The sequence below is a fragment of the candidate division KSB1 bacterium genome (assembly GCA_034521575.1).
Taxonomy (GTDB): Bacteria; Zhuqueibacterota; Zhuqueibacteria; order Residuimicrobiales; family Krinioviventaceae; genus JAXHMJ01.
On the sequence record JAXHMJ010000002.1, the window covers coordinates 315,983 to 329,540 of the forward strand.

Genomic DNA, 13,558 nt, shown 5'->3' on the forward strand with positions numbered 1-13,558 from the left:
TTGAACAAGACTTGTCGGTCAAAACTTTTAATAGAATTTTATTAAATTAATATATAACAAATAGACAAGTTGAATTATGCTGGTAAAGAGTGTTGTGGTATGAATTTTGTTGTTTTTATTGTAACGGTGAAATCAGGGAAATGAAAACGGCGTTAACGGTGTTTATGGTAGAGGAAACAGGAGTTTGGTAATGATCAATGTGTTGAAATACAGTGTGTTTGTTTTCATGGTGTATAGCGGATTGCTGTCTGCATTGTATGCAAATTCTGCCCTGCAGAGAACCCCGTCTATCAATATTCTCAGTTCTGATGAAAATGCTTTGACGATCGAGTTTACGTTGCCCGATTTTACCGTTCAGGAAACCCGCCGCCATTCAGAGTACAATCAGATCATTCAGGTACCGGGATTTTCTCAAACCGCCGACCCACGTGCGCCGCAGCTGCCCGTTACAGCGGTGACATTCGGTATCCCCCATGATGCGCAACCGACGCTCAGAATTCTCGACAAACAGACCGGCTATATTCCGGAAGCCTTTATCACTCCGGCCGCGGATATCGAACTGCCTGTTTCCGAAACGCCCTGGTTGCCGGATCCGGACAGACAGCCGGTGTATGTCTATGAAACGGGCGAGGTTTATCAGTCAAACAGTCTATATCCGAACGAACCGATCCAGCTGAACGATCCAGTGATCATGCGCGGACAGCGCATGTCGGCGCTGCGCATTCGGCCGTTTCAATACAATCCGGTCAGCAAACGCGTGCAGCTCATAAAGTCCGCAATCATTCGCATTGACTTTAACAGCGCGCTCGGCAAACGCAGCGCAGCGCTGAGGACGGCTCCGGCTGATACCTTTTTTCGGCCTCTGTATCAAAATACCCTGATCAATTACGAACAGGCAAAATCGTTTTTAGAACCGCCGCGTGCATTGCGAAAACAAAACAACGGCGGCTATTTTCTCGATCAGGGCAGCGAATGGCTGAAACTGCAAGTGGATCATAACGCCATCTACTGGCTGGAAAAATCCGATCTCGATGCCGCCGGATTCGATATGACCGGCAAAGATCCGCGCAACCTGAAGCTCTTTAACAAGGGAGAAGAAATCGCCATCCATGTCCACGGCCAGGACGACGGTAGTTTTGACAGCGGTGATTATATCGAGTTTTACGGAGACGGGCATAAATCATTTTATTCGCATACCAATGTCTATTGGCTGACCGTTTCAGGCAGTTCCGGTCTGCGCATGAGCGAAAAGGATGGGGCGCCGGATGCGTCGGCGTCGGTGCTCACGCGTGGAAAGACAAGAACCCACTTTGAGAAGGATGTTGATTATATTTCAAATTTTCCCAATAGCACAAATGAAGATAGATGGCGTTGGGACTGGATTGCCGGTGGTTATTCCAGTTATGAATCATGGACTACTCCTATTATTTTATATAATATTTCTAACATTGCTGCCAGTGATTGCTATTTTAAGACTTGGGTTAAGGGGGGGACGCTGGATAATAATGTATATCCTGACCACCATTTTATAACATATATTGCTCCAGCTTCAGACCCTTCTGATAAATCATTAGTTATGGATCATCAATTTGACGGACAAGTATTAGCTGTACATGAGGAATCATTTTCGCAATTAGTTTTAAAGGAGAATAATCTTGTTGTCGAGTATTTTGGTCCAGGTGACACCGGGGCTGGGCTTGATGTTTTGCACATTATGAAGTTCCAAGTTGAATACTGGCAGGATTGGTTAGCGATCAACGATAGTTTGACCATACGCCCTCAGGGGAGCGGAGTAGTTGAATGTCATATCAAATCATTTCAGGATAATTCCCTGTTGCTATACGATGTCTCAGATTCTACAGCCCCGCAGCGGGTTCTGAATGCGGACGTGACCGCTGACGGAGCGGTGTACACCCTGTCATTTCAGGGTGATGTGTCGGGGAATCCAAAATATACAGCTATAACCCCGGATAAACGCTATAAGCCGGATTCCGTTTATATGGATTCAAACTCTGACTGGAGAAACACAGGCCGGCAATCCGATTATGTGTTGATTGTCTTTGATGATTTTGCCGAAGCCGTTGCCGGGTTTGCTGAATTCAAACAGCAGCAGGGGTATCGGGTTCACACCGTCAAGGTGCAGGATGTCTATGATGAGTTTAATTACGGCTTGTACAGCGATCAGGCGTTAAAGAACTTTTTTCAATATGCCTATGATTTCTGGACCACAGCGCCGGCCTATGTACTTTTGGTGGGGGATGCGTCCTGGAATCCGCGTATGGTGAATCCGGGAAAATACGGCAGCTCGCGTTCTGATTTTGTGCCCACCCACATGTTCGAAACCATCTATCAGAACAACGAGTCGCCCACCGATCAGTGGTACGCCTGTGTCGACGGCGGAGATATTATCCCGGATATGATGGTGGGGCGTGTTCCGTCACGCTCTTTGAATGAAGCACGAGGGATCATGGACAAACTGCTGGCGTACCAGTCGGATTATGAGAACAGCGATTGGAACAAACGCTTGATTTTTGCTACAGATGATAACGAAGCGGAATTTGATTTCACCGGCAATTCGGATGCATTGATTGCTGACAATGTGCCAGGGTTGTATAGAATTGAAAAAATTTATCTGGATGATTACGGCAGCGCTTCGGCAGCGAAAACCGCTTTGCTGGACGCATGGGACCAGGGCGCTTTGTTTGTCAATTATCAGGGACATGGTTCCAATCAGCAATGGGCCAATGAAAATATGCTGCATCGCACCGATATCCCGGGTATGCGCAATGGCAGCCGACTGCCGGTTGTGTTGATCGAAGCCTGTAAAAATGGTGATTTTGTAGATCCCAGGATTGAGAGAACCTGTCTGGCAGAGTTCTTTTTGAAGGAACGCAGCCGCGGTGCGGCGGGGATGTATACGGGAGCGGGCTTTGCCTTTTTAACCCCGGTTCAGACTATGGCTGATGAGTTTTATCACGATGTGCTGATCAACCAGCAGCCCGTTTGGGGACAGTCTGTGATGACCGCCTCGCAGGTGATGTACAGCACGCATCCGAGCTATTGGGATCATGTCTGGTTTTATATTTCCTTTGGCGATCCGTCCATGGCCCTGCATCTGCCTGCCGCTGAACATTTTGTGTCCGCACAGTATTCGGGTACGGTGTCCATGGGCGGTGAACCGCTTGCCGCCGGAAGTCCGGTTACCATTTGGAACGGCGACAATTTCTTGCAGGAAACAAGCGTTCAAAATGACAGCGGACGCATCGGTCCCCTGCGTATTTATGCCGATAATCCCGAAACTGCGACTCTGGACGGCGCCCGGGCCGGGGATACGCTGACTTTTAAGGTAAGCATGGGGTCTGATACATTGAATCTGATGCCGGAGGTTGTCTGGCGTCCGGGAGATAAAAAAACGGTGAACTGGACCGTCATGACCACGTCTGTTCAGGAAAACACCATTCACACTATAGCCTATCAGATTCATTCAGAACAACGTCTGCAGGATGTATTCTCGGGTGATATTATCCCCGCAAATTCCAGGCTGTGGGTGATCCTTGAGAGTGAGCAGCATGTGATCACCGACAGGCTCGGTTTTTATCTGAACGAAGATCCTGTTGAGTTTGAGGTGGTTGAACAAACCGGGTCAAAAACCCGATTGCAATTGAATACATCCGGATGGCCTGATGGAACCTACGAATTGTCACTTGACACGCCATTGCATCTTGGCAATGAGGCCGCGAAACTGAACAAGATCATGTTTCGGCTCGAGTCTGATTGTGCGCTGGAACAGGTTATGAATGTCCCCAATCCCATGCGTGATGAAACGGAATTCACCTTTGTGCTGGTGAATGATAAATCCGCTGATGTTACGCGCTTCGACTGTTCACAACAAGCGGCCGACTCATTTGCGTGCTACAGCCCGGACTATTGCCGGTGGGTTTCAATGCGGTTCCCTGGGACGGCCGGGATGGAAACGGCGATAGAATTGCGAATGGCGTCTATCTGTATCAGATTAAAGCAAAAGATCAGGATGAACAGGTGCAAAAAACCGGAAAAGTCTTGGTTGCCCGATGAAAAATGTTGTTTTTTTGTAAAAATATTGTGATATTATCTTTAACCTGAGGAGAACTTTAATGAAGCGCTTGATTTTTTTTGTACTGACCGTATGCATGTTTTTTAATTTAGGCCGCTCCCAGGATCACCCTGTGCATATCACCTTGGTCGAGTTTTATACCGTATTTGATAAACCCAATCAGCATGTGGATGTCCACCGGGAAACCGGCAGTGAAAGCAATGTGTCGCATTTTAATATCTGGCGATCCACCAATTCCACATCCTATGGAACCAAAGTTGTATCCTTTGTTCTAGCTGACGGTCCCGGCACCTATGATGTAACGGATTCGCCATCCGAAAGCGGGCGCTATTATTATACCCTGGAAGAAGTGGACAATTCCAACAATTCGGTTTACAAGCAGCCTTATCCGCCTGAAACATACGATCCGTTCGTGGATGTTATTTTAAACAGTGATCCGGTTTCCGATACCGAAACCATCAGCGGCAACGGCTGGTACGATTTTAATGAAGGCGGCAGCAGCGGTGATGCGCCGGGAGACGGTCATGCGGTCAAAGTTGAAATTCAAAAAGGCGATGACGGCACATTGACTGTCACGCAAAACAATCAGGCGCCGGCTGATGCGCCGGGCGCGGATGTGGCGCCCTATCATTGGGAGTTTTCCGGTGATATTTTTAACACGGTGCGTATTTATTTTTATTATAATGATGAGGATGTTGCCGGTTTTGCCGAGAATTCAGATTATATCGGGATTGCGCAATACAATCCCGGGTCAAACTCATGGAACTGGGTTGGAGGAACTGTGCATTCGAGCGGCAATTATATTGAAGTATCGGGTGTCACTCCCACCGGTACTTTTGCACTCTACCGACGGATTTTTGGAGATGTAAATGGTAATGGGTATGTGGATGGAGTGGATTTACAGCGTTTTGGAGATGTATGGCAGCAAACATCCGGCTTTACCACAGGAAGTGATCCCAGCTTTTTTAACTATAACAAAAATATGAGTGGTGGTAATCAGATAATTGATGGGGTGGATTTACAGGTTTTTGGAGATTGCTGGCATAATGGTGGTAATTATTAAACAGGAGGCAAAGATGAAACGATCGATACTATTAATATTTTCTTTTGTATTGTTGATTATACCGGCATTGCTGATGGCTGGTCCAAATGCCGGTGCAGAATTTCGAGTAGATATAGAGTTGTCCTCACCGGGAAATGGTACAAATGACAATGTGACCCATGTTGAGGGCTTGACTTCGGGAGACGTTTTTTATGTTCACTGTTATTGTGTTGGGGTTTCCGATTTAGATGAATTTGATTTTATTATGAACTATGATCCATCAGAAATTAATGATGGTGGATATTCTCCGAATAATGGATTTACTGAATCCAATATTTTGGGAAGTTCATTAACTTCCACAGGTTCAGCTGGCTCTGGATACAGAGACGTCGCCTATACGGCGAGCGGAGAACAAACGGATGCAGAAGCTCCTGATGGTAATGGGTATCTTGGTTATTTTACATTACAGGCTGCAGTGGATAATCCCAAAGGTATTACGTTTTCTAGTGTACAATATGTAACAAATGATTCTGAGGGTGACTATCTAACAAATTATGACCATCAAGCCACATTCGGTGGGGGGTCCCTACCCGTAGAGCTTTCATCCTTTGAGGCATGGTTGGATGCTGAACAGGTTACGATCAAATGGACAACTCAGAGTGAACAAAATGCCTTGGGTTTCAATGTTTTGCGCTCTGAATCTCAATCTGATGGTTATGTTAAAATTAACAGTGAACTGATAAATGCAGCTGGAACAAGTACTACTCAAAACACCTATGAATATCGGGACTCTCAATTACAGACTGTTGAGAGCTATTGGTACATGCTCGAGCAGGTGGACACAGATGGACAGACAGAATTGTTTGGCCCGATTGAAGTAATGATCAGCACGGATGTTGTAGATGCGCAACATGCACCGGAAGACTATCGGTTGTATAGCAATTTTCCAAATCCGTTTAATCCGGTGACTTTGATTCGGTATGACTTGCCTCTTTCAGGATACACTGAATTGACTATTTTTGACATGACCGGACGCAAAATCAAATCGCTGGTGAGCGCGCATCAGTCCGCCGGCCAGCATGTGGTACGCTGGGACGCTACTGATCAAATGAATGAACCGGTATCGAGCGGGGTTTATATTTACCGGCTTCAAGCTGGCAAAGAAATAAAAAGCCGGAAAATGATGTTACTGAGGTAATATTAAAATAAAGAGGAGAGGGTTATGAAAAAAACGTGGGTGAAACCGAGTTTAAAGATACTGGTTCATAATCATGAGCAGGAAAATTTAATTTTAGGTGATTGTACAGGAAGTAACTTATCTCAACAAAACGAAATTGGACAATGTGATGTTGAAAATTCATGTGGTAGCGTTTGTTCATCAGCTGTATAAAGAAATTGTTTTTAAAATATTTTTTTTAGCTTATGCTGGGTATAACCGGCATTTTTTTCCGGTACAATATGAAAATAGTATATTATATAGCACTCTTAATAGCCTCAAATGTCGGCGCCCAAACCGCCCTCATCTGGGAACCCTCAGGTGTCACCGGCGGCAGTGGGTCGGACATGAACAGTGCGCTGTCAAGTCAGGGTGTAACCGGGACATTAAGAACCGCCTCTGATCTCAGCGGTGTCACTCTGGGCAGCTATGACTATGTATTTGTCTGTCTGGGCGCCGATCCGAACAACCGGGTCCTGGACCCGGTGAATGATTCTGCAGATATCGCTGCACTGGTCGATTATCTGGACAACGGCGGCGCTCTGTACATGGAAGGCGGCGATACCTGGGCTTATGATGACGTCACCGATCTGCATGTCAAATTTCAGATCACCGGATTGTCGGATGGGACGCAAGCCGCCTCGCTCGATACGGTGCGCGGCGCCAATAACCTGCGCGGCCTCGATCTTGAATACAGCGGTCCCAATGCCTATATCGACCGCCTGGCGCCCAAATCCGGCGCTTTTATTGTCCACAACAACAACAATCCGGAATTTGCCTGCGGCATTGCTTTTGACAGCGGCACGTATCGCACCATCGGCGCGTCGTTTCTGTTCGGCGGACTCGTGGACGGCGCCTCGATAACATCGGATGTCATGGCGGATTATCTGGACTTTTTCGACAACGGCTATGCCGGAAAACCGGCGCCACCGCGCAATGTCAGAGCCTTGCAAAGTCACAACCTTGCGGTTCCGCTGGTCTGGGACGCCCCGGTTGGCAGCGCGCCGATTGAACGGGCATCCTCCACCCATATGTCCGAGTTTTACACATCACCCCGCGTTCATGCGTTGTCATTTACCACAATCAACGCTGCACCGGATCAGGACATCCGTCAATTCAATGCCCCGGATCAGGAACAAGAGGCCATGCTGGAGGACCTGCAGTCCTATACCGTTTATCGCAGTACCGGCGCCTCCGGACCGTTCTCTGTCGTTGCTACGGGATCGACGCGGCAGTTCTACCGCGATGCCAGCGTCACAAACGGACAGCTTTATTATTATAAAATCACCGCCCAATATGCCTCCGGCGAAAGCGACGATTCCTATCAGGTTCATGCTGCCCCGCAGGCTCAGGGACGGCAAATTTTGTCGGGCTTTACCTTGAATCCGCCGACGCTGGACGGAAATATTGACGCCGCTGAATGGAGTGAGGCCGATTCCGTGGCAATCACCTCGGACGGCATCGCCGATCCGGTCAAGCTGTTCATGATGAATGATCAGGACTATCTGTATGTGGCCGTGCGCGATGAATCAAACACGGCTCAGGATATTGATGATCAGCTGGCGTTGTATCTGGATGCGGATCAAAATCGAGCCTGGCCGTCTTCGGGCACCTCTGAGGGCAATGTCTGGATCCGTCAGGCGGAATTTTCTGCAGAAAATCAGGTCCGCTCAATCACCGGATTCTGGCCGCGCTCTTTGAGCTTCCCCGATACCTCAACCGATGCCGATATCAGCCAGAGCTCGGATTTACAGTCGGGCCAAATGCATTACGAAATGAAATTTGACCTGGCCAACAGTATGCTGAATGCCGCTCCCGGTGATGAGCTGGGACTCTATATCTCCGCCCTGGACGCGGCGTCTTCAACCACAACAGGGATCTGGCCGTCGGCGCTGCAGACCCTGCCCCAGGATGACCCGTATCTGATCCCTGCCCTGTACGGTGATCTGATTTTGTCGGATGTGCCGGTGTTCAGCGAGACGTTGAATATTTCATCCGCGGGAAACTATACATTCAATGATCCGGGCGACGGGCATGAATGGGGAATGAATGTCACCGCGTTGGACGGGTCCGGTGATGTGACCCTGACCCAGACCAATACCGCTTATACGCCCTTGCCCTGTACCGATGAAATCCCGTTATACTGGACCTTGGAGGTTCCGGCCTCCATCAACAGTTATACGGCGGATGTCGAGTTTCATTACACCGATGCGGATGCCGCGGGATTTGAAGAATCTGCCGCCTATTGGGGCGTGGCCTGGCTGAATGAGAGCGCTAAAGTGTGGATATGGTTAGGCGGAACCATCGATGCTTCTGCCAACACCGTCACAATTAATATAAGCGATAAAGAAGGTGTATTTGTTCTATATCGACGTATATTCAGTGACTACGATGGCAATGGGTATGTGGATGGAGTTGATTTGCAGCAATTTGGCGATTCATGGCATGCTGAAGGCTCACCTGAATTTGATCTTTATTCCAGAGAGCAGTTTTTTAATTGTGGATATGGAACTCAAGGAGGTGTGCAGATAATCGATGGAGTTGATCTGCAGGTGTTCGGCGATAGCTGGCATAACGGCATTCAACCGTAAAAATTCAGGATGTTTAACGGGGATAAAAAAGCAGGTTTGCCGCGATGCAAAGACAGGTTTTTTGGTTACATGATGTGTCTCTAAGGTTTTGAATGGTTCAATATAAAAAGTAAATGAGCAGTCATGCAAAAAAAGCTGAATGGAAATCTGTAAGGTCTATATTTTATTATTGTTGTGTGGATTGATTATCGAAGCATTGCACGCAGAGGCGCGAGAGGGCGCAGAGGGAAAAAAAGTGCACATGGTAAAACACAGGCCAATAAAGATTCTCAACTGTTTGAAAGCATCATATGGATGATCTCTTGGTTTTTTTTGCGATCTCTGCTTCTTTGCGTGAATTGGATTTTTAATGATCTTGACGTCCTCGTTTGTAAATTTCCAACTCGATTCGTTATAGAAGCGAAAAACTGTTTCTTTTTGATAATGGTTGTATTTTAAATCATTGATTGGTTATGTGCGGAATCACGGGATTTTCGGTTTGAAACATATCACGCATATCAAATTCATTCCCCGCGCCCTGGAGATCATCTGGCGCAATTCCCGATTGAACACTGTATTACGCCTGTTGCTGGTGCTTGTTCAGGGCGTCCTGCCGCTGCTCACGGTTTATCTGATGAAGCTCATCGTTGACAGTGTGACAAAGGCTATATCCGAAGCACAGCCCGATCCGTTTCCCATTCTGCTGTTAATCGCTGCCCTGACGTTGACCCATCTTGCTCTGTATTCCCTGAATTCTTTTTCCCGCTTTTTACAGGAAAAACAAAAAATGCAGGTGCTGGACGAGTTGAGCGACCGGATTCATGAACAATCCGTGCGTATGGATTATGCCTATTATGAAAACGCCCACTATTATGATTCCATGCACCGCGCGCAAAAGCAGGCGCTTTCGCGTCCCACGGCCACCTTTGACAATACGGCTCAACTGCTGCAGAACGGCGTCTCCATGCTTGCCATGCTCTCCTTGTTGTTGTCGTTTCATTGGCTCGTGTCACTGCTGCTGCTGATTGCGGCTGTTCCCGGAATCTGGTTTCAGCTGCGTTATTCCGATCGATTGTTTCACTGGGAACTGGCGAACACCGACGCCATGCGCAAATCTGCCTATTATTCCTCTATCCTCACAGAGGATCAATATGCTAAAGAGATCCGTTTGTTTGATCTGGGGAATGAATTCATCAACCGATTCAGCCATCTCAAAACCGAATTGAGAACAGAACGGCTGCAACTGGCGCAGAAACGCTCCCTGCATCAAGTCGCGGCCCAGTGCATAACCGTGCTCACGATTTTCGGATCCTTTGCCTTTGTGGCCTATCGCGCTGTTATGGGCTTGATCACCCTGGGCGATATGGTCATGTATTACCAGGCGTTTCAAAAAGGCGTGAATTATCTGCGCGCCATGCTTTCCAGTCTGGCCAAATTATTTGAAGATTCGCTTTACCTCGCTAATCTGTTCGAGTTCCTGAGGTTCGAGCCGGAGATTCAAGATCCGCCCGACCCCGAAAAAATTTCTGCAAAAGCCGGCGCTATTGAATTCAGACAGGTGGCCTTTACGTATCCGTTTGCAGCGCAGCCGGTGTTTACCGATCTGTCTTTTAAGGTTCGGGCAAAAGAACATATTGCATTGGTGGGTCCGAACGGTTCCGGGAAATCCACTCTGGTCAAGCTGTTATGCCGATTGTATGATCCGGATACCGGAACGATCGAAATCAATGGATTGAATATTCAACACTACAGAATCAAAGATTTGAGACAAGCTCTGAGTGTGGTGTTTCAGGATTTTTCGAGATATCATTTATCCGCATCTGAAAATATTCGGCTGGGCGATATTCATTCGCAGACCGACGAACAGACCATTCAAACTGCGGCGCAAACTGCCGGAATTCATTCTCGTTTACAGGAACTCCCGGACAGCTATCAAACGCCGCTGGGCAAACGCTTTGAGAACGGCATGGATTTGAGTGCGGGAGAGTGGCAGAAAATTGCCCTGGCCCGGGTGTTTATGCGCGATGCCCCTATTGTCATTTTCGATGAACCCACCAGCGCCCTGGATGCACAGGCCGAGTATGACCTGCTGCAGCGTCTCAAATCCATGACCAGGGATAAAACCAGCATCTGGATCAGCCACCGGCTCGCCAGCGCTTCCCTGGCCGATCGCGTGCTGTTCCTGCAAAACGGCCGGATTACCGAACAGGGCCCGCATCGGGACCTCATGAAGAACAACAACGAATACGCCGCATTCTACCGCAAACAATCGCAGTTTTACTGTGACAGCTGATTGTCCGCCGGAATAGATATTTATTGTTCTCTCTACTGTATCCTGCCTACTTTTTCAAGCTTTTAAATCCCTCAACAGCTCCCCCGGAAATCACTTGATATCATCTAAAGTCAGTTCATTTTTGCTGTTTACTGCTTAATGTTTACTCGGGCATAAACCTTTCAACAAATCAACAATTAAACCTGAAAAATTACTTGATATTTCATTATTTATTAGCTAATTCTGTCCTCTGTCCTCTGTCCTCTGCCCTCTGCCCTCTGTTCTCTGTCCGTTTTGTAATTTATTGTCATACCTGAAAATATAACTTGAAAAAATCATGCTGTATTTGTAGTTTGCAAGAAACCGAAAACGATTTAGATCACCTTAACAGGAGAAGAGAACTATGGATTTAAAACTTTTGACCCTCTTTCTGGCCGGTTTGGCTGTTGTACTGATGGTGGGATGCCAATCCGGTGTCGATCATCCGCAACCGGTTAATCCCGATACCATACCGGAGGCGCGTGCCTTGCTGGATTTTCTGTACGAGATCAGAGGCGAATATGTGTTGTCCGGACATCATAATGGTCCCAATAATCCGCTGCAATATTCAACGGCTGTTGAAGAAATGACCGGTTCAATGCCTGTGGTCTGGGGATCAGATTTCAGTTTCAATTTTCGCGGCAATGATCCGGCGGTTGTCAGGAGCAACATGGTCGAGACAGCAAAGGAATTGTATGCCAGGGGACATATCATCACATTAATGTGGCATGCCTGTTTTCCCGCGGACGGCGATTCCTGTGATCATGAGAGCATCTGGTTGTGGAAGCCGGGAGTCTCTGAGCAGCAATGGGACAGTTTGACGACTCCGGGCACGCAGCTGAATCAACAATGGCGGGAACAGGTTGATCATGTGGCTGTGCATTTGAAGGAACTGCAAAAAGCAAATGTTCCGGTGCTCTGGCGGCCCTACCATGAGATGAACGGTATCTGGTTCTGGTGGTGTGACAAAAGGGGAGAGGACGGTTTCCAAAAGCTGTGGAAAATGATGTATGATCGTCTGGTCAATCATCATAACCTCAACAATCTGATCTGGGTATGGAATCCCAACGCACCGCGCGATACACCGGGCGACGAGGCATACGATTATGATCTCTATTTTCCCGGACTCGAATATGTTGATGTGCTGGCCGCTGATGTCTATCACAATGATTACAAACAGAGTCATCATGATGATTTGATTGAACTGGCCGGCGATAAAGTTATTTCGCTGGGTGAAATCGGAAAAATGCCTGAACCTGATATTCTTGATGAACAGCCGCAATGGACCTGGTTTATGGGATGGGCCAACTGGCTGTTCAAAGCCAATGATCCCGATTCCGTGCGAGCGCTGTATAACTCACCCAGAGTCCTTACGATGGATGAGATTGAAAAGAATGCAAAGGGCGAGTACCGCGTTACCCTTGAATAAAAAATACTATCATTCACAAGCGCCTGCGCTTTATGCAGGCGCTTTTTGGGGAGAAAATATAAATTCATTTTTTGAGCGTTTGATTGTTTGTCTGCTTTTTTGAAATATTAAAAATTGGGCAACGAACTTGATTATTGAATTGTAAAACCTTAAAATGGATATCACACAATATTCAATACGAAACAGCAAGATTTAAACCTTATTCAAAGCCGTTCAAGCTTGGTAGCCTTTAGATTAGATGAACGAAAACCTTATTACATTATTTGATGAGCGAATACGTTCAGACGATCTGCTGATTTTTGTTCAAAATTACCAAACAGTAAATCACGATTAAAAAACCGCATTTTGGGGAAAAATGGTTACTCAATTCAATGACATTAACCGGGACGAGATTTCCCAATGATTCGAGGCTGAGCACCAGTTGGACATGAAGACTTGCTCTTTTCAACTGCATTTTCTTCCTTTGACGCATAGCCAGAAATGCCCCCGAGCCCCCGTCCCAGCGGGACCTGTCGCGTCTCTCGGGGCGGCATATGCCGGAATCGTGAAACAACGCCGTAAAACCTTAATTCCGGTATGTGCTGGACAAATTTACCGACCGATAACGAACATGACGCTTATCGCGTCCCTGCCGGGACGCCTGATTTTCTGTCACGAATAATGCTATAGATATACCGTCCCTGCCGGGACGGGGATTGTGCATCATTGAAGGTTCAGCATATCGAGTGTTTCCCGGGTTTGAATATGTCAAGCTTTTGTATATTTTATATTTCGTTGATAGCATAAATTTAAACTTTCCACTTCCTTTAATCCCGGCGTCACCCCAACCTGTCCCGTAGGGACAAAATATCTATAGAACCCATGCGAACAAAAATAACGCGCCCCGTTCGGGGTGCG

Annotated in this window: 7 protein-coding genes; all 7 read left to right on the plus strand. The window is 47.2% G+C overall.

The window, feature by feature from the left end:
* The first annotated feature begins 190 nt into the window (after positions 1-190).
* Positions 191-4,105, plus strand: a complete 3,915-nt coding sequence (locus U5R06_04180; protein ID MDZ7722029.1) for a C25 family cysteine peptidase — start codon at positions 191-193, stop codon at positions 4,103-4,105.
* A gap of 28 nt (positions 4,106-4,133) precedes the next feature.
* Positions 4,134-5,156: a hypothetical protein gene (locus U5R06_04185; GenBank protein ID MDZ7722030.1), complete on the plus strand. Its 1,023-nt coding sequence runs from the start codon at positions 4,134-4,136 to the stop codon at positions 5,154-5,156.
* A gap of 13 nt (positions 5,157-5,169) precedes the next feature.
* Complete coding sequence (locus U5R06_04190) at positions 5,170-6,333, plus strand: T9SS type A sorting domain-containing protein (protein MDZ7722031.1); 1,164 nt, start codon at positions 5,170-5,172, stop codon at positions 6,331-6,333.
* A gap of 24 nt (positions 6,334-6,357) precedes the next feature.
* A complete protein-coding gene (locus tag U5R06_04195) occupies positions 6,358-6,525 on the plus strand; it encodes a hypothetical protein (protein ID MDZ7722032.1) in 168 nt (55 codons plus the stop codon).
* A gap of 68 nt (positions 6,526-6,593) precedes the next feature.
* The gene (locus U5R06_04200) at positions 6,594-8,942 is read left to right on the plus strand and encodes a hypothetical protein (GenBank protein ID MDZ7722033.1); all 2,349 of its coding nucleotides are present in this window, start codon (positions 6,594-6,596) and stop codon (positions 8,940-8,942) included.
* 478 nt (positions 8,943-9,420) lie between these two features.
* Positions 9,421-11,214: an ABC transporter ATP-binding protein gene (locus U5R06_04205; GenBank protein ID MDZ7722034.1), complete on the plus strand. Its 1,794-nt coding sequence runs from the start codon at positions 9,421-9,423 to the stop codon at positions 11,212-11,214.
* Positions 11,215-11,596: 382 nt separating this feature from the next.
* The gene (locus U5R06_04210) at positions 11,597-12,661 is read left to right on the plus strand and encodes a glycosyl hydrolase (protein MDZ7722035.1); all 1,065 of its coding nucleotides are present in this window, start codon (positions 11,597-11,599) and stop codon (positions 12,659-12,661) included.
* Positions 12,662-13,558 lie beyond the last annotated feature (897 nt).

Bases quoted from the DNA above. Each gene is read 5' to 3' on its own strand.
- U5R06_04180 (MDZ7722029.1), top strand. From the start codon at position 191: ATGATCAATGTGTTGAAATACAGTGTGTTTGTTTTCATGGTGTATAGC.
- U5R06_04185 (MDZ7722030.1), top strand. From the start codon at position 4,134: ATGAAGCGCTTGATTTTTTTTGTACTGACCGTATGCATGTTTTTTAAT.
- U5R06_04190 (MDZ7722031.1), top strand. From the start codon at position 5,170: ATGAAACGATCGATACTATTAATATTTTCTTTTGTATTGTTGATTATA.
- U5R06_04195 (MDZ7722032.1), top strand. From the start codon at position 6,358: ATGAAAAAAACGTGGGTGAAACCGAGTTTAAAGATACTGGTTCATAAT.
- U5R06_04200 (MDZ7722033.1), top strand. From the start codon at position 6,594: ATGAAAATAGTATATTATATAGCACTCTTAATAGCCTCAAATGTCGGC.
- U5R06_04210 (MDZ7722035.1), top strand. From the start codon at position 11,597: ATGGATTTAAAACTTTTGACCCTCTTTCTGGCCGGTTTGGCTGTTGTA.